General features: G+C 73.4%; 19 protein-coding genes. 16 read left to right on the top strand and 3 right to left on the bottom strand.

Annotated features, from left to right (window positions below; genetic code table 11):
• The 8 genes from ABD709_RS00160 to ABD709_RS00195 all read left to right on the top strand — a co-directional run bounded on the left by ABD709_RS00160 (position 1) and on the right by ABD709_RS00195 (position 11,387).
• A complete protein-coding gene (locus tag ABD709_RS00160) occupies positions 1–1,995 on the top strand; it encodes a dipeptide/oligopeptide/nickel ABC transporter permease/ATP-binding protein (RefSeq protein WP_344771733.1) in 1,995 nt (664 codons plus the stop codon).
• Complete coding sequence (locus ABD709_RS00165; RefSeq protein WP_344771735.1) at positions 1,992–2,756, top strand: ABC transporter ATP-binding protein; 765 nt, start codon at positions 1,992–1,994, stop codon at positions 2,754–2,756. Before ABD709_RS00160 ends, ABD709_RS00165 begins: the two co-directional genes overlap by 4 nt.
• Complete coding sequence (locus tag ABD709_RS00170; RefSeq protein ID WP_344771736.1) at positions 2,753–6,088, top strand: serine hydrolase; 3,336 nt, start codon at positions 2,753–2,755, stop codon at positions 6,086–6,088. The genes ABD709_RS00165 and ABD709_RS00170 overlap by 4 nt, the downstream gene beginning before the upstream one ends.
• Entirely contained in the window at positions 6,088–7,188 is a 1,101-nt protein-coding gene (locus ABD709_RS00175; protein WP_344771737.1) for a M20/M25/M40 family metallo-hydrolase, read from the top strand. Before ABD709_RS00170 ends, ABD709_RS00175 begins: the two co-directional genes overlap by 1 nt.
• Positions 7,185–8,057, top strand: a complete 873-nt coding sequence (locus tag ABD709_RS00180; protein WP_344771738.1) for a GNAT family N-acetyltransferase — start codon at positions 7,185–7,187, stop codon at positions 8,055–8,057. The genes ABD709_RS00175 and ABD709_RS00180 overlap by 4 nt, the downstream gene beginning before the upstream one ends.
• Entirely contained in the window at positions 8,054–9,160 is a 1,107-nt protein-coding gene (gene menC / locus ABD709_RS00185; RefSeq protein ID WP_344771739.1) for an o-succinylbenzoate synthase, read from the top strand. The genes ABD709_RS00180 and menC overlap by 4 nt, the downstream gene beginning before the upstream one ends.
• Positions 9,161–9,275: 115 nt before the next feature.
• On the top strand, positions 9,276–10,928 hold the full coding sequence (locus ABD709_RS00190) for a PucR family transcriptional regulator (RefSeq protein WP_344771740.1): 1,653 nt from the start codon (positions 9,276–9,278) through the stop codon (positions 10,926–10,928).
• Between the two features lie 9 nt (positions 10,929–10,937).
• Positions 10,938–11,387 (top strand): SRPBCC family protein, encoded by a 450-nt coding sequence (locus tag ABD709_RS00195; RefSeq protein WP_344771741.1) that lies wholly within the window; start codon positions 10,938–10,940, stop codon positions 11,385–11,387.
• On the opposite strand, the gene ABD709_RS00200 is transcribed toward ABD709_RS00195, so the two are convergent.
• Positions 11,381–12,886 carry an MFS transporter gene (locus ABD709_RS00200; protein ID WP_344771742.1) on the bottom strand — a complete coding sequence of 502 codons (1,506 nt, stop codon included), beginning with the start codon at positions 12,884–12,886 and terminating at the stop codon, positions 11,381–11,383. The two genes, ABD709_RS00195 and ABD709_RS00200, sit on opposite strands and share 7 nt — an antisense overlap.
• A 222-nt stretch (positions 12,887–13,108) precedes the next feature.
• Here ABD709_RS00200 and ABD709_RS00205 point away from each other — a divergent pair, with 222 nt between their 5' ends.
• From ABD709_RS00205 to ABD709_RS00215, 3 genes are read left to right on the top strand one after another with little or no spacing between them, the layout of a single operon-like run.
• Complete coding sequence (locus tag ABD709_RS00205; RefSeq protein WP_344771743.1) at positions 13,109–13,387, top strand: hypothetical protein; 279 nt, start codon at positions 13,109–13,111, stop codon at positions 13,385–13,387.
• The gene (locus tag ABD709_RS00210) at positions 13,388–14,515 is read left to right on the top strand and encodes a cupin domain-containing protein (protein WP_344771744.1); all 1,128 of its coding nucleotides are present in this window, start codon (positions 13,388–13,390) and stop codon (positions 14,513–14,515) included.
• A gap of 4 nt (positions 14,516–14,519) precedes the next feature.
• Positions 14,520–15,431 (top strand): ferredoxin family protein, encoded by a 912-nt coding sequence (locus ABD709_RS00215; protein WP_344771745.1) that lies wholly within the window; start codon positions 14,520–14,522, stop codon positions 15,429–15,431.
• A 166-nt stretch (positions 15,432–15,597) separates the two neighbouring features.
• Here the strand turns inward: ABD709_RS00215 and ABD709_RS00220 are convergent, their stop codons facing one another.
• On the bottom strand, positions 15,598–16,842 hold the full coding sequence (locus tag ABD709_RS00220; RefSeq protein ID WP_344771746.1) for a PucR family transcriptional regulator: 1,245 nt from the start codon (positions 16,840–16,842) through the stop codon (positions 15,598–15,600).
• A 96-nt stretch (positions 16,843–16,938) separates the two neighbouring features.
• On the opposite strand from ABD709_RS00220, the gene ABD709_RS00225 reads away from it, so the two are divergent.
• Together ABD709_RS00225 and ABD709_RS00230 are read left to right on the top strand one after the other, a co-directional pair.
• Positions 16,939–18,579, top strand: a complete 1,641-nt coding sequence (locus tag ABD709_RS00225; protein WP_344771747.1) for a GMC family oxidoreductase — start codon at positions 16,939–16,941, stop codon at positions 18,577–18,579.
• Positions 18,576–20,069, top strand: coding sequence for an aldehyde dehydrogenase family protein (locus tag ABD709_RS00230; protein ID WP_344771748.1), 1,494 nt, complete (start codon positions 18,576–18,578; stop codon positions 20,067–20,069). Before ABD709_RS00225 ends, ABD709_RS00230 begins: the two co-directional genes overlap by 4 nt.
• Before the next feature lie 10 nt (positions 20,070–20,079).
• On the opposite strand, the gene ABD709_RS00235 is transcribed toward ABD709_RS00230, so the two are convergent.
• Positions 20,080–20,886 (bottom strand): alpha/beta fold hydrolase, encoded by an 807-nt coding sequence (locus ABD709_RS00235; protein ID WP_344771749.1) that lies wholly within the window; start codon positions 20,884–20,886, stop codon positions 20,080–20,082.
• A gap of 132 nt (positions 20,887–21,018) precedes the next feature.
• On the opposite strand from ABD709_RS00235, the gene ABD709_RS00240 reads away from it, so the two are divergent.
• The 3 genes from ABD709_RS00240 (at position 21,019) to ABD709_RS00250 (ending at position 23,391) form a co-directional block, all read left to right on the top strand.
• Positions 21,019–21,675 carry a TetR/AcrR family transcriptional regulator gene (locus tag ABD709_RS00240; RefSeq protein WP_344771750.1) on the top strand — a complete coding sequence of 219 codons (657 nt, stop codon included), beginning with the start codon at positions 21,019–21,021 and terminating at the stop codon, positions 21,673–21,675.
• Positions 21,672–22,907, top strand: coding sequence for a lipase family protein (locus ABD709_RS00245; RefSeq protein WP_344771751.1), 1,236 nt, complete (start codon positions 21,672–21,674; stop codon positions 22,905–22,907). The genes ABD709_RS00240 and ABD709_RS00245 overlap by 4 nt, the downstream gene beginning before the upstream one ends.
• A gap of 85 nt (positions 22,908–22,992) precedes the next feature.
• Positions 22,993–23,391: a Fur family transcriptional regulator gene (locus ABD709_RS00250; protein ID WP_344772298.1), complete on the top strand. Its 399-nt coding sequence runs from the start codon at positions 22,993–22,995 to the stop codon at positions 23,389–23,391.
• The last annotated feature ends 20 nt before the right edge of the window (positions 23,392–23,411 follow it).

A 23,411-nucleotide genomic window follows, 5' to 3' on the forward strand; every position in this document is an offset into this window, starting at 1 on the left:
GTGTCTTCCCTCTCGAGGATCTGGCGCAGCCCGCTGGGCGCGACCACCGCCGCGCTCTCCCTGGGCGTGTTGGTGCTCGCCGTGGTCGCGCCCGTGCTGTGGTCGGACCGGGCCTCGGCGATCGACACCGACCACCTGCTCGCCGGGCCCTCGGCCGACCACTGGGCGGGCACCGACAGCCTCGGCCGCGACATCGTCTTCCGGACGCTGGTCGCGACCCGGCTGTCGGTCGAGCTGGCGCTGCTGTCCACGGCGATCGGCGTGGTCGTCGGCCTCGTCCTGGGCACGGCGCCGCTCCTGCTCGGCAAGCACCTCGGCCGGCTGGTCTCGGCCGCGGTCAACATCGCGGTCGCCTTCCCGGGCCTGCTGCTCGCCCTGTTCTTCGCGGTGGTCTTCGGCGTGGGAGCGACCGGCGCCGTGCTGGCGATCGGCCTGGCGGGGGCACCGACCTTCGCGCGGCTCGCGCAGACCCTGGTCGCCGGGGTGGCCTCGCGTGAGTACGTCGCGGCGGCACGCATCGCCGGCGTCGGCAGGGTCCGGGTCCTGCTGCGGCACGTCCTCCCCAACATCGCCGAGCCGCTGGTGGTCAACGCGACCATCGGTGCGGGCGGCGCGCTGCTCGCGTTCGCCGGCCTGTCCTTCCTCGGGCTGGGCGTCCAGGCTCCTGCCTACGACTGGGGCCGGCTGCTCTACGAGGGCGTCGGCTCGCTCTACGTCAACGCCGGCGCGGCGCTCGCGCCCGGCGCCGCCGTTCTGCTGGCCGGCCTCGCGTTCAACCTGTTCGGCGAGTCGGTCGCGAAGCTGGTCGGGGTGAGCACCGTCGTCCGCCAGGTGCCGGTCGCCGTCGCGCGCCCGGGCGGAGCGGTCGACGTACCCGACACCGAGGAGGGGGACGGTGACGCGGCGCCGAGCGACGTCGTCCTCGACGTCCGTGAGCTCGAGGTCGCGTTCCCCGGCCCCGACGGCCGGCCGGTGCGCCCGGTGCGGGGAGTCAGCTTCGCGGTCGCGCGCGGGGAGGCGGTCGGCATCGTCGGCGAGTCCGGCTCCGGCAAGTCGCTCACCGCCCTCGCGGTCTCGCGGCTGGTGGACGACCCCGGCCGGGTGACGGCGGAGCGGATCGAGCTGCTCGGCGCCGACCTGCAGGCCCGGGACACCCGCGCGCAGCGGCAGCTGCTCGGCACCTCGCTCGCCATGGTCTTCCAGGACCCGATGAGCTCGTTCAACCCCACCCGGCGGATCGGCGGCCAGGTGGCCGAGGGTGCCCGGCACCACCAAGGCCTGGACCGCCGGGCCGCACGGGAGCGGGCGGTCGACCGGCTGCGCGCCGTACGGATCCCGGAGCCCGAGGAGCGGTCGCGCCAGTACCCCCACGAGTTCTCCGGCGGCATGCGCCAGCGGGCGATGATAGCGATGGGCCTGATGGGCTCCCCGGCCCTGATCGTCGCGGACGAGCCCACGACCGCGCTGGACGTGACCGTCCAGCAGCAGGTCCTCGACCTGCTGGCCGCCATCCGGGCGGCCGACGACGTCGCGCTCGTGCTGATCAGCCACGACGTCAGCGTGGTGCGCGACGTCTGCGACCGGGTCCTGGTGATGTACGCCGGCCGGATCGTCGAGGACCTGCCCGTCGCCCGGATCGACGAGGCGCTGCACCCCTACGCCCGGGCGCTGATCGCGGCGGTGCCCGACATGGACACCGACCTCGAGCAGCCGCTCGCCGTCATCCCCGGCCGGCCCGTCGCGCCGGCCGACGTCCCGCCGGGCTGCGCGTACGCCGACCGCTGCCCGCTCGCGTCGGCCCGCTGCCGCGCGGAGGACCCGCCGCTCCTCGCCGACGCCACCGGCCACCGGGTCGCCTGCTGGCACGCCGGCGAGCCGTCGAGCCGGCAGGAACTTGCTGAGATCGCGCCGAGTCGGCTCAAGCTTGAGCCGACTCGGCGAGAAGAGGACCAAGTTAGCGCCGACTCGACGGGCTCGACGGGGGGACGTCGATGACGGGCGGGATGCAGAGCGAGCTGCGGTTCGAGGACGTGACCGTCCGCTATGGCCACCACCTCGCCGTCGACGGCGTCAGCCTCGTGGTCCCGCCCGGTGAGGTCGTCGGCCTGGTGGGCGAGTCCGGCTCCGGCAAGTCGACGCTGGCGCGGGCCGCGGTCGGGCTGGTGGCCGTCGACGGCGGCCGGATCATGCTGGGTGAGGAGCCCGTGCCGGTACGCGGCCGACGGCGCCCGGTGCAGATGGTCTTCCAGGACCCCTACTCCTCGCTGGACCCCAGGATGAGCATCGGCGCGAGCATCGCCGAGGCCCTGCCGCGCGGGACGAGCCGCGCCGAGCGCCGCAGCGAGGTCGCGCGGCTCCTCGAGCTGGTGCACCTCGACGCCTCCCGGGCCGGGACCCGGCCGGCGGACCTCTCGGGCGGGCAGCGGCAACGAGTCGCTCTCGCGCGGGCCCTGGCGGCGCGACCGGCGGTCGTCGTCGCCGACGAGATCACCTCGGCCCTCGACGTCTCCATCCAGGGCGCGGTGCTGAACCTCGTGCGCGAGCTGCAGTCCGAGCTCGGCCTGTCCTTCCTCTTCATCTCCCACAACCTCGCGGTGGTGCGCTACGTCGCCTCGCACGTCGCCGTCATGCACCGCGGCCGGATCGTCGAGCAGGGCCCCACGGCCCGGGTCCTCGCCGAGCCGGCCGACGACTACACCCGCACCCTCCTGGCGGCCGTGCCCGGCCGCCGTACCGATCCGAGGAGCCCTCGATGACGCGACCCCTGACCCTGACCGACCTCCCGCGGCTCGCGGTCCCGTCGCAGCCCGCGCTGTCGCCCGACGGCACCCGCGTCGTCTACACGCTGCGCACCGTCGACGCCGACGCGGACGGGTACGTCGACCGGCTCTGGACCGTGTCGTCGGCCGGTGGCGACGCGCGCCCGCTGACCGAGGGCATCGCCGACACCGCGCCCGCGTGGTCCCCGGACGGCACCAGCGTCGCGTTCCTGCGCGACGGGCAGGTCCACGTGCTGCCGGCCGACGGGGGTGAGCCCCGACGGCTCACCGACCTGCCGCTCGGCGCGGGCGAGCCCGTCTGGAGCCCTGACGGCACCCGGATCGCCTTCTCGGCCCCCGTCGACCCCACCGGAGGCGGTGGGCCGCTGGTCGCGACCCGGGTCGACTACCAGGTCGACGGCGCCGGGATGTTCGGCGCGGTGCGCAACCAGGTCCATCTCCTCGACCTGGCGACGGGGGACTGCGACCAGCTGACCGACGGTGACGAGCACGCGGGCCGCCCGGCGTGGTCGCCGGACGGCAGCACCCTCGCCTTCACCCGTCGGGTGGGGGAGGACAGCGACCTCGACCTGCGCAGTGCGGTGCACCTGCTCGACGCAACCGACCGCAAGGCCGCACCCCGCGTGGTCGGACCGAGGACCGGGATCGTCTGGACCGTCTCGTTCACCCGCGACGGCGACGGCCTCCTCGCCGTCGCCCACCCGGGCGGGCTCCGCGGCCATCAGCACCTCCTCCGGGTGCCTCTCGACGGCGGGGAGCCGGTCGACCTCAGCGCCCACCTCGACCGCAACGTCATGCCGGGCGCGGTCGCCTACCCCGGCGGTCTGCCGCAGCAGGACGCCGACGGAAGGGTCCTGTTCTGCATCCGCGACCGCGGCTGCACCCACCTCTGGTCCGCCGACGACACCGAAGGGGGCGACACCCGGCCGGTGCTCGACGGCGCCGGCCGCGTCGTGTCCGGGCTCTCGGTCGTCGGCGGATCGGCGGTGGTGGCGCTCGCGACGTCCACCTCCTTCGGGGAGCTCGTCGCCGTGGACCTCACCGCCGGTGCCGAGAAGGTGCTCACCGACCACGGCTCCTCCTGCTCCGAGCTGAGCCTCTACACGCGGGAGGAGCGCACGTTCACCATCTCCGACGGCACCGAGGTGCAGGCGTGGTTGGTGCGCGACCCGGAGCGGAGCGGACCGCGACCCCTCCTGGTCGACGTGCACGGAGGTCCGCACAACGCCTGGAACGCGGCCGCCGACGAGATGCACCTCTACCACCAGGACCTGGTGTCGCGTGGCTGGGCGGTGCTGCTGGTCAACCCGCGCGGCAGCGACGGCTACGGCGAGGAGCTCTTCGACGGGGTCAACGGCGGGTGGGGTGTCGCCGACGCCGCCGACTTCCTCGAGCCGCTCGACGTGCTGGTCGCCGAGGGTGTCGCCGATCCCGACCGGCTGGCCGTCACCGGCTACAGCTACGGCGGCTTCATGACCTGCTGGCTCACCGCGCACGACGACCGGTTCCGCGCCGGCGTGGCCGGTGGCGTGGTCTGCGACCTGGTCTCGATGTGGGGCAGCTCCGACGACGGCGCCTTCATGGGCGACGTCGAGCTCGGCGGCACCCCCTGGGACGAGCCCGGGCGGTACGCCGCGATGTCGCCGATCACGAACGTGCACCGGGTCACCACTCCCACCCTGGTGCTGCACGGCAGGGACGACCTCACCTGCCCCGTCGGCCAGGCGCAGCAGTGGCACACGTCCCTGCGCAAGCTCGGCGTCCCCACCGAGCTCGTCCTCTACCCCGAGGCCTCGCACGGCTTCGTGCTCCTCGGGCCGCCGTCCCAGCGGACCGACTACGGCCGCCGGGTCGTCGACTGGGTCGAGCGCCACGCCCGGCAGCAGCACCGGCCGCGGATCGACCTCGGCCACTGGGAGCACCGGCTCGCGCGGCTCGCCGAGAAGCACGGGATCCCCGGCGCCCAGCTCGGGATCCTGCGGTACGACCCCGACGAGACCGACGGGACCGACGAGACCGATGGCGCCGACGAGCTCGTCGTGGCGACGTACGGCGTCCTCAACCGGGAGACCGCCGCGCCCGTCACCCCCGACTCGATCTTCCAGATCGGCTCCATCACGAAGGTCTGGACGGCCACCGTGGTGATGCAGCTGGTCGACGAGGGCCTCGTCGAGCTCGACGCACCGGTGATCGAGGTGCTGCCCGAGCTGCGGCTCGCCGACCCCGACGTGACCAAGCACGTCACGCTGCGGCACCTGCTCAACCACACCAGCGGCATCGACGGCGACGTGTTCACCGACACCGGCCGGGGCGACGACTGCCTGGAGAAGTACGTCGAGCTGCTGGCCGAGCAGACCCAGAACCACCCGCTCGGCGCGACCTGGTCCTACTGCAACGCCGGGTTCTCGGTCCTCGGCCGGATCATCGAGAAGCTCACCGGTACGACCTGGGACGAGGCGCTGCGCGAGCGGCTGTTCACCCCGCTCGGGCTGGACCGGACGATCACCCTCCCGGAGGAGGCGCTGCTGCACGCCGCCGCCGTCGGCCACGTCAGCCAGGACGGGCAGAAGCAGCTCGCCCCGGTGTGGCAGCTGCCGCGCTCGCTCGGCCCCGCCGGCCTGGTCACTGCGAACGCGGCGGACGTGCTCGCGTTCGCGCGGCTCCACCTCGCCGGCGGTGTCGCTCCCGACGGCACCCGCGTGCTCGGCGAGGAGTCGGCCGCGGCGATGGCCGCCCACCAGGCGGACCTGCCCGACAAGTACTCCCTCGGCGACTCCTGGGGCCTGGGGTGGATCCGGTTCGGCTGGGCCGGCCACCGCCTCTACGGCCACGACGGCAACACGATCGGCCAGGCTGCGTTCCTGCGGGTCCTGCCCGACGCCGGGCTCGCGGTCACCCTGCTGACCAACAACGACGGCAGCCGGGACCTCTACGAGGACCTCTACCGCGAGGTCTTCGCCGAGCTGGCCGGCATCGACATGCCGCGTCCGCTCACGCCGCCGGACCCGCCGCTGGAGGACGCGGAAGCCGCCGTCGCGCCGTACGTCGGTCGTTATGAGCGCGCCGGCGTCGAGATGGACGTCTACGTCGAGGAGGGCCGTCCGCGGCTGCGCACGACGATCGTCGGACCCATCGCGGAGATGGTCCCGGACCCCGTCGACGAGCACGACCTGGTGCCCTATGGCCCGGCGCTGTTCCTCACCAAGCCGGAGGAGGCCGAGACCTGGTTCCCGGTGACGTTCTTCGAGCTGCCGACCGGTGAGCGCTACCTGCACTTCGGCGCCCGTGCGACGCCCCGGGTGGACTGATGGACCTCACCGAGATCCTGCGCGACGCCACCGAGATGATCGGCTGCGAGTCGCCGTCGGCCGACCTCGCGGCCGTCGCGCGCTCGGCGGACGTGGTCGCCGCCGTCGGCGCCCGGCGGCTCGGCTCCGAGCCCGAGCGGATCGTCCTGGACGGGCGCACCCACCTGCGCTGGCGGGTCGGCGCCGGCCCCTCCCGGGTGCTGCTGCTCGGTCACCACGACACCGTGTGGCCGCTCGGGTCGCTGACGACGCATCCGTGCACGGTCGAGGGAGGCGTGCTCCGGGGGCCCGGGTGCTTCGACATGAAGGCCGGCCTGGCGATGGCCTTCCACGCGGCGGCGGGCCTCGACGGGGTCACCGTCCTCGTCACCGGCGACGAGGAGCTGGGCTCGCCGAGCTCGCGAGCGCTGATCGAGGACGAGGCTCGGGCAGCCGAGGCCGCGCTGGTCCTCGAGGCGTCCGCCGCCGGCGGCGCGCTCAAGACCGAGCGGAAGGGCGTCTCCCTCTACGAGGTCGCCGTCAAGGGCCGTGCCGCCCACGCGGGCCTCGAGCCCGAGCGCGGCGTCAACGCCACCCTCGAGCTGGCGCACCAGGCGCTCGTCGTCGCGCGCCTGGGGGACCCGGCCGCGGGCACGACCGTCACGCCGACGGCGGCGCGCGCCGGAACGACGTCCAACACCGTGCCGGCCGAGGGGGCGTGCGCGGTCGACGTGCGGGTTCGCACGGCCGCCGAGCAGGCGCGGGTCGACCGGGCGATGCGGGGGCTGGCGCCCGTCCTGGACGGCGCGCTGGTCGAGGTCACCGGCGGCCCGAACCGGCCACCGCTCGACGCCGCGTCCTCGGCCGACCTGTTCGCGCGGCTGTGCCGTTCGGCCGACCGGCTCGACCTGCCCGAGCCCACGTCGGCAGCGGTCGGCGGCGCATCGGACGGCAACTTCACCGCTGGTGTCGGCACGCCGACCCTCGACGGGCTCGGCGCGGTCGGCGGGGGCGCCCACGCCGACGACGAGCACGTCCTGGTCGAGGAGCTGCCGGACCGGACGGCACTGCTGCGCGCGCTCGTCGTCGACCTGCTGGCCGGACCGGGGGGACGACCATGACCGAGAACCTCAGCCGGATCGGCACACCCGCGGACGCGGACGTCGAGCGCGCCGCTCGCGTCGCCGCGACAGCCGCAGCGGCCGCGGGGGTGGAGATCCGCGAGCTGGCCACCCTCGCCGAGCTGCAGCTGGTGGTCGAGCTCTTCGCCACCGTGTGGGGCCGCACCGGCAACCCACCGGTGAGCCTCGAGCTGCTCCGGGCGTTCGGCAAGGCGGGCAACTACGTGGGCGGCGCGTTCGACGGCGAGAGCCTCGTGGGCGGCTGCGTCGGCTTCTTCCACGCGCCGGCCGACGACGCGCTGCACAGCCACATCGCCGGGGTGGTGCCCGGAACGGCCGGACGGCACGTCGGGTTCGCCCTCAAGCTGCACCAGCGTGCCTGGGCCCTGAAGCGGGGCGTCGCCGACATCGTCTGGACCTTCGACCCGCTCGTGAGCCGCAACGCCTACTTCAACCTGACCAAGCTGGGTGCGCTCGCCGTCGAGTACCTCCCCAACTTCTACGGCCCGATGGCCGACGCCTTCAACGACGGCGACGACTCCGACCGGCTGCTCGTCCGCTGGCGGCTGCGGGACCCGGCGGTCGTCCGGGCCTGCGAGGGGTCAGCGCCGCGCCCGACCTCCGGTGCCCCGGCCGTCGTCTCCCTCGGCGTCGGCGACGACGGATCGCCGGTCCGCGGTCCGCTCGACGGCGCGGTCTCGCTGGTGTCGGTGCCGAGCGACATCGCGGCGCTGCGGTTGAGCGATCCCCGGCTCGCCCAGCAGTGGCGGACCGCCGTCCGGGACGCGCTCACCGCGCTCGTCGCCGCCGGCGGCGAGATCACCGGCTTCGACCGAGCCGGCTTCTACGTCGTCAGGAGGAACCGATGAAGCTCCAGGGAGTCGAGCTCCGGCAGGTGTCGATGCCGCTGGTCGCGCCGTTCCGCACGTCGTTCGGGACGCAGACCACGAGAGACCTGCTCCTGCTCCGGGTCGTCACCGACCAGGCCGAGGGCTGGGGCGAGTGCGTCACCATGGCCGACCCGCTCTACTCCTCGGAGTACGTCGCCGGCGCGGTCGACGTGCTGCGGCGGTTCCTCGTCCCGACGCTCGCCGCGGCCGGTCCGCTCGATGCCGCGCGGGTGGCGCCGGCACTCGCTCCGATCAAGGGGCACCGGATGGCGAAGGGGGCGCTGGAGATGGCGGTCCTCGACGCCGAGCTGCGGACGCAGGGCCGGACCTTCGCGCGCGAGCTCGGCGCCGTCCACGACCGGGTGCCGTGCGGCGTCTCGGTGGGGATCATGGACAGCGTGCCGGCCCTGCTCGACGCGGTGGCCGGCTACCTCGACGAGGGCTACGTGCGGATCAAGCTCAAGATCGAGCCCGGCTGGGACGTCGAGCCGGTCCGTGCGGTCCGCGAGCGGTTCGGCGACGCGGTGCTGCTGCAGGTCGACGCCAACACCGCCTACACGCTCGCCGACGCGCGCCACCTGGCCCGGCTCGACCCGTTCGACCTGCTGCTGATGGAGCAGCCGCTGGAGGAGGAGGACGTCCTCGGGCACGCGGAGCTCGCCCGGCTGGTGAGCACCCCGATCTGCCTCGACGAGTCGATCACCTCCGCCCAGGCGGCGGCCGCGGCGATCCGGCTGGGCGCCTGCAGCGTCGTGAACATCAAGGCCGGCCGGGTCGGCGGCTATCTCGAGGCGCGGCGGATCCACGACGTGTGCGCCGCGAACGGCGTACCGGTGTGGTGCGGCGGCATGCTCGAGACCGGCCTCGGCCGGGCGGCCAACGTCGCACTGGCGGCGCTTCCGGGCTTCACGCTGCCCGGTGACACCTCGGCGTCGGGCCGCTACTACCTGGAGGACGTCACCGAGCCGTTCGTGCTCGACGACGGCCACCTCGCGGTGCCCGACGGCCCGGGTCTCGGCGTCGAGCCGCTGCCCGACCGGCTGGCCGCCGTCACGACGAGCACGGAGTGGGTGGCGGCCTGAGACCTGTCCGCCGCGACAAGATCTGGCCCGTGGCTTGGTCGGCTCCTACGACGTAGGCTGACGTCCCCGCGCCTACCGTCGAAGGGTGCCGCTCGCGATGAGTGCGATGAGTGCGATGAGCCAGGCTGCTCGGCCCCGCGCCAGCCTGGCGCGAGTGCTGGACGACCTGGGTGCGACGCTCCTGGACCTGGTCCACGGCGACGCGACCCGGGACGACGACATCGGCGGGGTCGTGATCCACGACCCGATGGACGAGCCGGTCCTGCCGGCGAACGCCCTCGTCCTCGGCGTCGGGGTCGACGACCCGGCCGCCGTCGTCTCGTTGCTCGCCGAGCTCGGTCGGCACCGCGCCGTCGGCCTGGTGCTGCGGGCGCCGGTGCCGGCGACCCCGGAGGTCCGGGCGGCCGCCGACGCCGCCCGCGTCGCCCTCCTCGGGCTGAGCCGCGGCGCCCCCTGGGCCCACCTCGCGGCGATGCTGCGCTCGGTCCTCGCCGAGGGCGATGTCGGCGGGGCTCCTGCGGAGTCCCTCGGCGGGCTGCCGTCGGGCGACCTGTTCGCCGTCGCGAACGCCATCGGGTCGTTGCTGGACGCGCCGATCACGATCGAGGACAACAGCTCGCGGGTGCTCGCGTTCTCCGGGCGCCAGGACGAGGCCGACCCTTCACGGGTGGAGACCATCCTCGGTCGTCAGGTGCCCGAGAAGTACGCGCGGATCCTCAGCGACCGCGGGGTGTTCCGCGAGCTGCACCGGTCCGACCGTCCGGTCTACATCGAGCCGGTGCCGGACGGCAACGATGCCTTCACGATGCCGCGGGTGGCGGTCGGCGTACGCGCGGGGGACGAGATCCTCGGCTCGATCTGGGCCGCCGTGCCCGGTCCGCTGAGCGAGGAGCGCTCCGAGGCGCTCCGCGACGCGGCGAAGCTGGTCGCCCTGCACCTGTTGCGGGTGCGGGCCGGCGCCGACGTCCAGCGACGGGTGCGCACCGACCTCGTCGACGCCGTCCTCGCCGGCGGTGCCGGTGCCCGGGAGGCGCTCGAGCGGCTCGGTCTCGCGGACGTTCCGCTGCTGGTCGTGGCCTTCACGCTCGCCGACACGGACCCGGGCGCCGACGAGCCGTCGGGGCCGTCGTCCACCCACGAGCGGGAACGGCTCGGCGACGCCTTCGCGATGCACCTCGGCGCCGTCGTCCCGCGGTCCGCGTCGGCGCTCGTCGGCGGCGTCGTCTACGGCCTGCTCGCGTTGGAGCCCGGCGCCGACGCCGAGGCCAGGGCCGCCCGCATCGCCACCGACTTCGTCGGTCGGTTGAGCGGACGGCTGCGACCGGTGGTCGCGATCGGGCCGGTCTCCACGAGCCTGGCCGAGATCGTGCAGGCCCGCGCCACGACCGATCGCGTCCTGCGCGTGCTCCGCGAGCGGGCCGGCGCGACGCCCGTGGCCGGGCTCGCGGATGTCCAGGCCGAGTCCCTGCTGATGGAGCTGCGGGACCTCACCCTCGCCCGGGGCGAGCAGGCGACGGGGGCGCTCGCGCGGCTGGTCGACTACGACGCTCGCCACCACGGCGACCTGGTCGCCACCCTGACGGCGTGGCTGCAGGCGTTCGGGGACGTGGTGCGGGCCGCGGAGTCGCAGTACGTCCACCCCAACACGTTCCGCTACCGGTTGCGCCGCGTCCGGGAGGTCGGGGCGGTGGATCTGGCCGATCCCGGCCAGCGGTTCGCGCTGATGCTGCAGCTCAGCCTGTGGCCGCCGCCACCACGTGAGTGCTGAGATGGCGCCATGTCCGACCGCATCGTCAGCTCCTCGCGTGAGATCGCTGCCCCGGCCCTGGCGATCTTCGACCTCATCGCCGACCCCGCCCGCCAGCCCGAGTGGGACGGCAACGACAACCTGTCACGGGCCGACGACGACCAGCGGGTGAACGGCGTGGGCGACACGTTCCTGATGCACAACACCAGCGGCCGGGTCCGGGAGAACCACGTCGTCGAGTTCCAGGAGGCCAGGGTGATCGCCTGGAAGCCGTCGGAGGAGGGCAAGCCCCCGCCGGGACACCTGTGGCGGTGGGAGCTCGAGCCGATCGACGACGGCCACACCCGGGTGACCCACACCTATGACTGGACCGACCTCGAGGACGAGAACCGCCTGGCCCGGGCGAGGGCGACGACGAGCGACAAGCTCGCGGCCTCGGTCGACCGCCTCGCCGCCCTCGCCGAGTCAGGTGGTCAGTGAGCGTTCGACGCGTGGTCTGACGCCGGCTGAGCGCGGTGGCTGCCCTGGCTGCTGGACTGTGCCGTGAGCGGCTCGGCGATGTCCTCCAGCGACCGGTTCTCGGCCTTGACGCCGAGGAACGCGGCCACGATGCCGCCGGCCACCATCAGCACAGCCCCGATGTAGTAGCCGATCGCGATCGCCGAGATGCCCTGGCCGCCGCTGACCGCGCTGTCGATCAGCTTGCCGAACAGCAGCGGTCCGGCGATGCCGCCCGCGGCCGTGCCGATCGCGTAGAAGAACGCGATGCACAGTGCGCGGGTCTCCATCGGGAAGACCTCGCTGGCGGTCAGGTACGCCGCGCTCGCGCCCGCCGACGCGACGAAGAAGATGATGCAGCCCATCAGGGTGAGCGTCGCAGCGCTGTAGCTGTCGAGGGTCAGCCCGGTGTAGCCGAGCAGCAGACCGGAGACGACGTACGTCGCCGTCAGCATCTTGACCCGCCCGATCCGGTCGAAGAGCGGCCCGAGAGCAAGGGCGCCGACGAAGTTGCTGACTGCGAAGACCGCGATGTAGTAGCCGGTCTGCGTCACGCCCAGGAAGGACGTGAGCGTGTCGCCGTAGGTGAAGAAGAAGGCGTTGTAGAGGAACGCCTGGCCGACGAACAGCGAGAAGCACAGGATCGTCCGCCGCGGGTACATCGTGAACACGGTCTTCGCGATCAGCGGCAGCGGGATCGTCTTGCGCTGGCGGATCGTGATCGTCTCGTGGACGTCGGCCAGCTCCTCGTTGTTCTCGCGCGCCACGCGGGTCTCGATGTCCTTGACGATCCGGTCGCCCTCCTCGTCGCGGCCGTGGATGAACAGCCAGCGCGGGCTCTCCGGGACGTTGCGACGGACGATCAGGATGCCGACGGCGAGGATCGCGCCCAGGCCGAACGCGAGCCGCCAGCCCCACGCCTGGTCGACGGTGTTCGGGTCGAGCAGCGGGATGGTCAGCAGCGCACCACCGGCGGCGCCGACCCAGAAGCTGCCGTTGATCGCGACATCGATCCGGCCGCGGTAGCGGGCCGGGATCAGCTCGTCGATGGCGGAGTTGATCGCGGCGTACTCACCGCCGATACCGGCGCCGGTGAAGAACCGGGCAGCGAAGTACCACAGCGGCGACATCGAGAATGCCGTCATCACCGTGGCCACCGTGTAGACGCCGAGCGTGACGAGGAAGAGCTTCTTCCGGCCGAAGCGGTCGGTCAGCTGTCCGAAGAACAGCGCACCGAGGCACGCGCCGGCGACGTACACCGCACCCGCGAGGCCGACGTCGAAGCTGCTCATGCCGAGCCCGGTCTTGGCGTCCTTGAGCGCATCCGACATCGATCCGACGATCGTCACCTCGAGCCCGTCGAGGATCCACACCGTTCCGAGGCCGATCACCACCAGCCAGTGCCACCTGCTCCAGTGGAGCCGGTCGAGCCGTGCCGGGATGTCGGTCGTGATCTGACCTGTCTCTACTCCGTTTGACATCGTTGTCGCCCTTCGCCGTTCTGCTGCCGGCTACCGGGTTGCCGACCGACAGGCGCAAGACCGCTCGCGCAGGAGTCCCGGTACCCCGAGGGGGGATCGGGCAGACGCCGGGTCGCGTACGCGGTTCGGGGTACTGGAAGGATCGGTCGGTCAGCACCGACCTTGTCGGCCGGTGCGCGTCACAGCAGACTGGCCGGCACACCCATCAGTCCAGGAGGAGACATGACCGAAGAGTCGCTCAGCGACGACGACATGACCACCACGCCCGCGGGCGACCCGGCACCTGGAGTCGGCGGGGACGCCGACGGGACCGACGGCGGCGACGCCGACGGCACCGACGGTGACGCGAACGACGGCGACGGCACGGACGGCGACGGCACCGACGGCGACGCCGGTGACAGCGACGGCACCGACGGCGGGGACGCCGACGGGACCGACGGCGGGGACGCCGACGGTACCGACGGGGACAGCACCGACAGCACCGACGGTGACGCGTCCTGAGTGAGCGCTCTCGACCTGCTCAGCGGTGACGCCCAGACCTTCCTCACGAAGGTCTGGGCGTCCCGCACGCACCTGCACCGCACCGACCCGGACCGGCTGGTCGGGCTGCTCTCGCTCGCCGACGCCGACCACCTGATCACCGGCTCCGCGATCCGCACACCCGCGGTCCGGCTGGCCAAGGACGGCAGCGTGCTGCCGGAGTCGTCCTACACGCGCAAGGGCGCGACGCTCGCCGGCAAGCCGCTGACCGGGCTGGTCGACCCGCGCCGCACGCTCGCCCTGTTCGAGGCCGGCGCGACCGTCGTGCTCCAGGGTCTGCACCGCTACCACCCGCCGCTGACGGACCTGGTCGCCGACCTCGAGCTCGAGCTCGGCCATCCCGTGCAGGCGAACGCCTACCTGACGCCCCCGGGCGCCCAGGGGTTCGCCGTGCACACCGACAGCCACGACGTGTTCGTCTTCCAGACCGCCGGCTCGAAGCGCTGGGAGGTCCACGGCACCGACGGCCCGGAGGAGATCCTGCTCGAGCCGGGCTGCTCCCTCTACCTCCCCGCCGGCACGCCCCACGCCGCGCGCACCGAGGACACCGTCTCGCTGCACGTCACCATCGGCATCAACCAGCTGACCTGGCGGGGCCTGGTCCGGCGCAGCGTCGAGCAGCTCCTCGAGCAGGTCCCCGACCGTCACCTGCCCGCGGGCTACCTCGACGACCCGGCCGAGCTGGTCGACGGCCTGGCCGACCAGTTGGCCGCGCTCGCGGACGACGTACGCCGGATCGACCCGGCCGCCGCTGCCGAGACCGAGATCCGCCGGTTCCTCTCGTCCCGCCCGACCCGGGTCGCCGGTGGCCTCGCCGACGCGCTGGCGGTCGCGAGCATCGCCGAGGACACCCGCCTGTCTCGCCGGCCGGGCCACCCGTTCGTGCTGCTGGACCGCGGCGACCAGGTCGTCGTGCTCCTCGGCGACCGCGAGCTGACCGTTCCCGGACGGGTCCGGCCCGCGCTCGAGGAGGTCCGCGTCCGCGGCTCCCTGACCCCCTCCGACCTCGCCGAGCACCTCGACCCCGCCGGCAGGCTGGTCCTCTGCCGCCGCCTCGTGCGCGAGGGCCTGCTCGCGGTCGAGGCCTGAGCCGGTGCCGACACCGACCGAGCGGTACCGCTGTGCCGTCGCGAGCCTCGAGCGCACCGAGCCGGTCGCCGGCTCCGCCACCCACGTCCGCACCTGGCTGCTGCTGGAGCACTCCGGTCCGTGGGGCAGCGACGCGCTGCTCGACGCACGACTGCCCGACGGGCTCGGCCCGCGGCTGAAGCAGGTGGCGAAGGACCACCGCGCCAAGGTGCTGCTGGCCCGGCGGGCGCGCGCGGCCCGCGACCCCGAGCGGCTCAACGTGTTCGCGGCCTACGCCGACCCGGCCCGGCCGCGTGTCGAGCACGGCACCGTCGGCGACCTGCGCGAGGTGCTCGACCTGGACCTCGCCGGCTTCCGGTCCGGCGGCACGACCGGGCTGCAGCCCCACGACGGGGCGCTCTTCGGCGTGTGCACCAACGGCCGTCACGACGCCTGCTGCGCCGAGTTCGGCAGGCCGGTGGCGATGGCGCTCTACGAGTCGCACCCCGAGCAGACCTGGGAGGTCTCGCACGTCGGCGGCGACCGGTTCGCGGCCAACATGGTGGTGCTGCCGGAAGGCCTCTACTACGGCCGCCTCGATCCCGTGGCGGCCCGCGGCGTCGCGGACGCTCACCTCGCGGGCCGGCTCGACCTCGACCACCTGCGCGGCCGGTCGTCGTACCCCATGGCTGCACAGGCTGCGGAGATCCGGCTCCGGCGTGATCTCGACGCGCTCGGCGTCGCCGACCTCGAGCTGCTCGGCACGCGGCGTGACGGCGACGTCCTCGTGTCGCGCTGGCGCGCGGCGGAGGCGAGCTATGCGGTCGCCGTGCGCACGGTCACCGACCGTGCGGCGACCGCCCGGCTGACCTGCAAGGCGCACCGGGACAACCCGGTCCCTCGCCACGAGGTCCTGGAGGTCAGCGAGATCGGCTGACCCTGTCGGCGACGGCGCCGCCGGCGACGGTGAGCACCGGGATCCAGACCGGGAGCAGCATGAAGGCCAGCAGCGGGCCGAGGGTGGTGAGCATCGCGTCCATGGGCCGGAACGATGTCAACGGCCCGGCGTCGATCCCACGTCCGCGGGGACGAATCTGTCGATCTCATTTGGACGGAGGAACAACGGGGTACCGCTCCAGGCACGCCAACGCCACGCCGAGCTCGGTGCGCCGCTCGGCCAGCGGGCGGCCGATCAGCTCCTCGGCCTGGGAGAGCCGGTAGCGCACCGTGTTCTTGTGGACGTGCAGCGTCTCTGCGGTGTGCTCGACGTTCCCGCCGGAGGCCAGGTAGGTCGCCACGGTCTCGCGCACCCGGTCCAGTGCGGACCCGGCGCCGGCGAGTCCCCCGAGCTCACGCCGGATGAGCGCCCGCGCGCCGGCCTCGTGCCCGGAGACCAGGCACGCCAGCTCCACGTCGACGTACGACGTCAGCGGCCGCCGGGCTGCCACCGACGCAGCGTACCGCTGCGCGTCGACCGCCTCGCGGTGGCTGTCCCGGAAGCCGGTGACCCCTGCCGCAGTGGTGCCGACGGCCGCGCGCACCTCCGCCGCCTGGACCGCGGCGAGTGCCGTCTCGAGCGCCGCGGGGTCAGGTGGTTCGGAGGTCGCGAGCCAGCACCACAGCTCGCCGCTGCCTGCGGGGACGGTCAGCAGTCCGGCGGCGAGCGCCGTCCCGAAGGAGTGTGCGACCTCGGCCAGCGCCTCGAGCGCGCCGGCGCCGGGCGCGCCCTCCACCCAGAGCACGACGGCGGTCTGCAGCGCGCGGAGCGGATGGCCGAGCACGCGCGTGGCCTCGTCGAGGGGCATCTGCTCGCCGCGGAGCAGGGCGTGCACGGTCTCGGTACGGCGCGCGAGCGCACCCTGCATGGTCGCCTCGCGCTCGGCGGAGAAGACGCCGATCAGCTGCTCGACCGCCTCGTTGATCCAGGTGCCGCCGTGGTCCCAGAGGTAGATCAGGACGTCGGCGCGGTCCGGCCCGTCCTCGGGCACCTCGGCCGCCACCTCGGTGAAGTACTCCCACACCGCCCCGAGCGCCACGCGGTAGACCTTCAGCACCACCGCGAGATCGAGCTGGCGCCGGGCGATCGAGAGCACGAGGTCGACGGCCTGGGGCGGCAGCAGCAGCTCCTGCTTCTTCCGCTCCAGCAGGCTCAGGAACACCTGGTACTGCGCTCGCGTGCTCGCGTGCAGGTCGGCGACGAGCACCGGGTCCTCGGCCAGGACCGGGATCTCGGCGAGGATCGCTGCGTCCACGCGGGCGACGAACACGTCGACGTTCTCGTCACGCGCCGCGTCGACGGCGTACTGGTGGATCCACGCGGCGAGGTCCCGCTCACCACTTCCGGCCACGGCCCCGCCTCCGTTTGTGCAGAAGTCCAGTCGGTGGTGCGCGATTCTGGCAGAAGCACCCTGGCCCCCGGAAGACCGTTGTGCTGGACTCGGTCAATGAGCACACGTGAGTCCTTCGACTACGTCGTCGTCGGCGCCGGCAGCGCGGGCGCGGCCGTCGCGAGCAGGCTGACCGAGGACCCGACCGTCTCGGTCCTGCTGCTGGAGGCGGGACCGCCGGCGGATGCGCTGGAGGTCTCGATGCCGGCCGCGTTCGCGAGCCTCTTCAAGACCAGGTGGGACTGGAACTTCGAGACCACCCCGCAGTCCAGCCTCGGCGGCCGGCGCGCCTACTGGCCGCGGATGAAGGCGCTCGGCGGCTGCTCGTCGATGAACGCCATGATGTACGTCCGCGGTGCGCGCGCCGACTTCGACGGCTGGAAGCGCGACTTCGGCGCGGTGGGCTGGTCCTACGACGAGGTGCTTCCCTACTTCCTCCGCTCGGAGGACAACAGCCGTGGGACGAACGGCTACCACGCGACCGGCGGACCGCTGCACGTCGAGGACCGCCGCTACCGCTACGAGACCCCGCACGCCTGGGTCGACTCCGCCGTCGCGCACGGGCTCGCGGCCAACGACGACTTCAACGGAGAGACCCAGGACGGCGCCGGCGTCTACCAGGTCACCTGCCACAACGGCCGCCGCTGGTCGACGGCCTCGGCCTTCCTCGACGAGCGGGCCCAGGCCCGGCCGAACCTCACGGTGCGCACCGACGCGCTGACCACCAAGGTGCTGCTCGAGGGCGGTCGCGCGGTCGGCGTGACCTACCTGGCCGAGGGGCGGCTCGAGCACGCGTGGGCCGACGCCGAGGTGGTCCTGTCCGGAGGGGCGATCAACTCCCCGCAGCTGCTGATGCTGTCGGGCATCGGCCCGGCCGACCACCTCGCCGAGCACGGCATCGACGTCGCCGTCGACCTCCCGGGCGTCGGGGAGAACCTGCACGACCACCCGGTGACCCCCCTGCTGTGGCGGACGACCGCGAAGGACCTCGGCGTCCACCACGTGACGCCGATGCGGCTGGTGCAGTGGCAGGCGACGGGCCGCGGACCGCTGTCCTCCAACGTCGGCGAGACGGGCGGGTTCGTGGCGACCCGGGCCGGTCTCGAGGGCCCCGACATCCAGTTCATCTGCGCGCCCACCGGCTTCTACGACAACGGCCTCAACGAGCCGGACGGACCGACGTTCACCACCGGCGTCGTCCTCGTCGACGTCGCGAGCCGCGGCCGGCTCCGGCTGCGCGGGTCCGACCCGCGCTGGAAGCCCGAGCTCGACCCGGCGTACTTCGCGGAGCAGGTCGACCTCGACGCGGTGCGTGCGGGCTGCCGCACGGCGGCGGAGATCGCGTCGACCGGACCGCTCGCCGACCTGCTGACCGCGCCGTACCTCCGCCGCAGCGACGACGAGGCCGCGCTGGACGACACGATCGCCCGGTGGTCCCAGACGCTGTACCACCCGGTCGGCACGTGCGCGATGGGCACGCACGACGCCGCGGTGGTCGACCCCGAGCTGCGGGTGCGCGGCGTCGAGGGCCTCCGGGTCGCCGACGCGTCGGTGATGCCGAAGATCACCCGTGGCAACACCAATGCTCCTTCCATCATGATCGGGGAGAAGGCGGCCGACCTGCTTCGCGGTCGCACCCTCGCCGGCCCCCGCACCGAGCAGCGGGCACCAGGCACCACCAAGGAGGCGGCACGATGACCACCACGCACCCGACCGATGCCGGGACCACGCCGGTCCTCGAGGTCCGCAACCCCGCCACGCAGGACGTCGTCGGCACCTACCCGATCCACGGTCCCGACGAGGTCGGCGCCGCGGTGGAGCAGGCGCGGATCGCCGCCGAGTGGTGGCAGGGGATCGGGTACGCCGAGCGGCGCAAGCGGCTCGACGCCTTCCGGGGCGTCATCGCACGCCGGATCAACCAGCTCGCCGGCGTCATCCACGAGGAGATGGGCAAGCCGCACAGCGACGCCGCGCTCGAGGTGGCGCTGGTGCTCGACCACATCGCGTGGGCGGGCAAGAACGCCGGCAAGGTCCTCGGGAAGCGCCGGTCGCCGGTCGGGATGGTCAACGCGCACCTCGGCGCGACCGTGGAGTACCGGCCGCTCGGCGTCATCGGGGTCATCGGCCCGTGGAACTACCCGGTCTTCACGCCGATGGGGTCGATCGTCTACGCCCTGGCGGCCGGCAACGCGGTCGTGTTCAAGCCGAGCGAGTTCACCCCCGGCGTCGGCGCCTGGTTGGTCGACAGCTTCAAGCAGGTCGTGCCGGAGCACCCGGTCTTCCAGCTCGTGACCGGCGACGGCTCGACGGGCGCGGCGCTGTGCCGCTCCGGCGTGGACAAGGTCGCGTTCACCGGCTCGACCGCCACGGCCAAGCGGGTGATGGCGACCTGCGCCGAGACGCTCACCCCGATCGTGGCCGAGTGCGGCGGCAAGGACGCACTTCTCGTCGACGAGGACGCCGACCTCGCCGCGGCCGCCGAGGCCGCGGCCTGGGGTGGCATCGCCAACGCCGGCCAGTCCTGCGTCGGCGTCGAGCGCGTCTACGTGCACAGCAAGGTCTACGACGAGTTCACCCGCCTGCTGTCCGACCAGGTCTCGAGCGTGCGGGCCGGCGGCGACGCGGGCGCGCCCGTCGGGCCGATCACGATGCCGTCGCAGGTCGACATCATCACCCGTCACGTCGAGGAGGCGGTCGCCCGCGGCGCCCGGGTGATCGCCGGCGGCGGCCCCACCGAGGGGCAGGTCGTGCAGCCGACGCTGCTCGTCGACGTGCCCGAGGACGCGAGCGCCGTCACCGAGGAGACCTTCGGGCCGACCCTGGTGCTGCGCAAGGTCGCCGACATGGACGAGGCGCTCGCGCTCACCAACGCCTCGCGCTACCACCTGGCCGCCTCGGTGTTCAGCAAGCGCAGGGGCCGCGAGATCGCCGACCGGATCCGCTCCGGCATGGTCGCGGTCAACTCCGTCTTCACGTTCGCGGTGGTGCCGTCGGTCCCGTTCGGCGGCGTCGGCGACTCCGGGTTCGGCCGGATCCACGGTGAGGACGGGCTGCGCGAGTTCTGCACGCCGCACGCCGTGGTGCGGCAGAAGTTCGCGCCGCCGCTGAAGCTGATGACGCTGCAGCGCACGAAGCAGGCCGAGGAGCGGCTGAACCAGATCATCGGGCTCCTCCACGGCCGGAAGTAGCCGCCGGCGCTCAGGCGGCCGGGCCGTCCGCCAGGCCGGAGCCGGTCACGTTCGTCATCACCTCGACGAACCGCTCGGGGTCGGCGATCAGCCAATTGTGGTCGCCCGGCACGGTGTGCACCTCGGCGCCACCGGCGAGCGCCCGGACCGAGGCGAGCGGGATGACCCGGTCCCCCTTTCCCCACAGGATGAACACGGGCAGCCGGCGCCGCCGCACGACCTCGAGCTCCGCGGCGAGGTTCGCCTCCTGGGCCAGCCGCCCGACGTGCCACAGCGCCCCGGGGTTCCGCAGCGCGTTGCCGACCAGGTCCTCGAGCACGACCGGGAGCACCCGGGTCATCGTGCGCGGCGACAGCACGTCCGTCGAGAGGTGCAGGCCCCAGTCCCACAGCGGGCGGTCGCGGAGCTCCCGGCCGGCCTTCCACTCCGAGCCGCCGACCGAGTTGACCAGCACCAGGCGGTCCACGAGCTCGGGATGGTCGTGTGCGGTCTGCAGCGCGACGCCGCCGCCGAACGAGTGACCGATGAGGGTCACCGGCTCGGTGATCCCCGCCGCACGGACGAAGTCCGCGACCCACCGACCGTAGCCGGCCAGGCTCCTGGCCGTCGGCTTCAGCGGCGGCGTACCGCCGAACCCCGGCAGCGGCGGTGCGTAAACCTCGGCGCCGGTCTCCGCGAGCCGGCTCAGCGCCGCGCGGTAGGACCGGTGCGAGAGCGCCCACCCGTGCAGGAAGACGACCGGCGCCCCCTCGCCGCCGGTGACGTAACGGACCGACGCGCCCTGGACGGACGCCGTCCGGGTCTGCAGTCGCCTCATGGTCCAGATGTACGGCGTGCCCGCGGCGCCCGGCAGAGCAGTTGGGCCCGCAGCCGCAGGCCTTCGGGCACGGTGGCAGCCATCTGAAAAGGTGCCTTGTCCGATCGGGGTCGCGGTCCCTAGCGTGCAGCCATGCGAGCAGCCGAGGCGACGTCCGCCGGCCGCGTGTACGGCGGCCGGTCCGCCGGTGAGCGCGAGGCCGACCGACGGGCCCGGCTGCTCGCGGCCGCGCACGACATCGTCGGGACCCAGGGTTACGCGGCCCTCACGGTCGAGCGGCTCTGTGCGCGCGCGAACGTCTCGAGCCGCAGCTTCTACCAGCTCTACGACGGCAAGGAGGCCGCGTTCGCCGACCTCTACGACGAGCTGCTCGTTCGCTCGGGCGCCAAGGTGGTCGCGTCGCTCGCGGCGACCGAGGGGGAGCCGCTCGCCGAGCGGGTGCCCGCTGCCCTGCTCGCCTACCTGGTCCCGCTCTTCGACGACCTGCGGGCCGCTCGGATCGTGTTCGTCGAGGTCGTCGGCCTGAGCACGCGGATCGAGTCGACCCGGCTGCGCAACCGCGAGAAGCTCATCGAGCTGATCGTGGCCGAGGGAGAGGCGGCGGTCGTCCGCGGCGAGGCCGCCGACCGCGACTGGCGCTTCGCCGCACTCTCGCTCATCGGCAGCGCGACCGCGGTCGCCCTCGACTGGATGCTCCGCACGGAACGCCCGGCCGTCACCCTGCTCGAACGGCAGCTCGGCGAGCTCGCCGTCACCCTGCTCACCGCCACTCCGAGGACCCGCCCGTGAGACGACTCGCTCCCGCCATCGCCCTGCTCGCCTGCCTCGCCCTGCTGCCCGGCACCGCGTCGGTCGCGGCCGTCCGCACGCCGGTGCCCGAGCACGACCCGTTCTACGTCGTGCCCTCGGACATCGCCTCCTACGCGGACGGTCAGGTCGTCGCGTCGCGCACCATCGCCCCGAAGGCGTTCGACATCCCGCTCCCCGCGCAGGGGTGGCAGCTGAAGTACCGGACCGAGGACCGCGCCGGCGCGCCGACCGCGACGGTGACCACCCTCCTCGTGCCGAACAAGCCCTGGCCGGGGCCGGGCCCGCGACCGTTGGTGTCCTACCAGACCGCCGAGGACGGCGTCGCCGGCAAGTGCGCGCCGTCCTACGCGTTCAACGCCGGCCCGGTTGCCGCGGCCAGCAACTCCTACCCCGAGCTGTCGCTGATCGCGCTCGCGCTCGGCCGTGGCTGGGCGGTGTCGGTCCCCGACTACGAGGGCCCGGACTCGGAGTTCCTCGTCGCCGCCGTCGAGGCCAAGGGTGTGCTCGACGGCATCCGGGCCGCGCGCAGCTTCGCTCCCGCCGGCGTCGCGCCCGACGCCCCGGTCGGCGTGTGGGGCTACTCGGGTGGGGCGCTCGCGAGCCTGGACGCCGCGCAGTACCAGCCGACGTACGCACCGGACGTCCCGCTCACGGCGCTCGCCCTCGGCGGCGTGGTGGCCGACATCCGGGCCAGCATCGAGGCCTTCAGCGGCAGCGCCTTCGGGGGCGCGATCCCGATGGGCATCAACGGGTTCCTGCGCGGCTACCCCGACCTCGACCTGATGCAGTACCTCAACGCGTCCGGCCGGCGGAAGGTGCTCGCGACGGCGGGCGACTGCATCCACAACGCGGTGCTCCGCTACCCGTTCCTCAGGATCCAGCAGATCGAGGCGACGCCCGGGGCGCTCGACCGGGCACCCGTGGCGGCGATGCTGCGCGAGAACAGCCCGCTGTACGTCGACCGGATCCCGCAGGTTCCGATCTACCACTACCACGCCAAGCTCGACGAGCTCGCTCCCATCGGGCCGGCCCGTGCGGTGATGCGGAGGTTCTGCAGCCAGGGTGTGGTGGTGCAGAACGTCGAGGACCTGCTCGGCGAGCACCTGAGCGAGGCGGGCAGCGGCGCACCGGGTGCGCTGCGCTTCCTCGCCGACCGGTTCGCCGGCGTGGCCCCGACCAACGACTGCGCCTCGATCCCCGGCGGTTCATGACCGGCGGTCCCCGGGGAGTTCTCTTGACTAGTTCAAGAAAACGCGCCATGGTGGGCAGGTGCCCTCCGGACCCGACTACGAGCTGATGCTGAGGGAGGCGGACCTGCGGGTCACGCGCCCGCGGCTCGCCGTGCTCGAGGTCGTGCACGAGCACCCGCACGCCGACACCGAGTCGGTCATCGACGCCGTGCGTCGAGGGCTGGCAGACGTCTCGCACCAGGCGGTGTACGACGTCCTCCGGGCCCTGACCACGGCCGGGCTGGTGCGCCGCATCCAGCCCGCCGGATCGGTCGCGCGCTACGAGGCGCGGGTCGGCGACAACCACCACCACGTCGTGTGCCGCGTGTGCGGCGCCATCGCGGACGTCGACTGCGCGGTCGGCCACCGGCCGTGCCTCACGGCGTCCGAGCACCACGGCTTCGTGATCGACGAGGCCGAGGTCGTCTACTGGGGGCTGTGCCCCGAGTGTTCCGAAAGTTCCTGAGATACCGGACCGAAAGGTTG

The organism is Nocardioides panacisoli, from assembly GCF_039537325.1.
Taxonomy (GTDB): Bacteria; Actinomycetota; Actinomycetes; order Propionibacteriales; family Nocardioidaceae; genus Nocardioides; species Nocardioides panacisoli.

Bases quoted from the DNA above. Each gene is read 5' to 3' on its own strand.
- ABD709_RS00165 (WP_344771735.1), top strand. From the start codon at position 1,992: ATGACGGGCGGGATGCAGAGCGAGCTGCGGTTCGAGGACGTGACCGTC.
- ABD709_RS00170 (WP_344771736.1), top strand. From the start codon at position 2,753: ATGACGCGACCCCTGACCCTGACCGACCTCCCGCGGCTCGCGGTCCCG.
- ABD709_RS00175 (WP_344771737.1), top strand. From the start codon at position 6,088: ATGGACCTCACCGAGATCCTGCGCGACGCCACCGAGATGATCGGCTGC.
- ABD709_RS00180 (WP_344771738.1), top strand. From the start codon at position 7,185: ATGACCGAGAACCTCAGCCGGATCGGCACACCCGCGGACGCGGACGTC.
- menC (WP_344771739.1), top strand. From the start codon at position 8,054: ATGAAGCTCCAGGGAGTCGAGCTCCGGCAGGTGTCGATGCCGCTGGTC.
- ABD709_RS00190 (WP_344771740.1), top strand. From the start codon at position 9,276: ATGAGCCAGGCTGCTCGGCCCCGCGCCAGCCTGGCGCGAGTGCTGGAC.
- ABD709_RS00195 (WP_344771741.1), top strand. From the start codon at position 10,938: ATGTCCGACCGCATCGTCAGCTCCTCGCGTGAGATCGCTGCCCCGGCC.
- ABD709_RS00200 (WP_344771742.1), bottom strand. From the start codon at position 12,886: ATGTCAAACGGAGTAGAGACAGGTCAGATCACGACCGACATCCCGGCA.
- ABD709_RS00205 (WP_344771743.1), top strand. From the start codon at position 13,109: ATGACCGAAGAGTCGCTCAGCGACGACGACATGACCACCACGCCCGCG.
- ABD709_RS00225 (WP_344771747.1), top strand. From the start codon at position 16,939: ATGAGCACACGTGAGTCCTTCGACTACGTCGTCGTCGGCGCCGGCAGC.
- ABD709_RS00230 (WP_344771748.1), top strand. From the start codon at position 18,576: ATGACCACCACGCACCCGACCGATGCCGGGACCACGCCGGTCCTCGAG.
- ABD709_RS00235 (WP_344771749.1), bottom strand. From the start codon at position 20,886: ATGAGGCGACTGCAGACCCGGACGGCGTCCGTCCAGGGCGCGTCGGTC.
- ABD709_RS00240 (WP_344771750.1), top strand. From the start codon at position 21,019: ATGCGAGCAGCCGAGGCGACGTCCGCCGGCCGCGTGTACGGCGGCCGG.
- ABD709_RS00250 (WP_344772298.1), top strand. From the start codon at position 22,993: ATGCTGAGGGAGGCGGACCTGCGGGTCACGCGCCCGCGGCTCGCCGTG.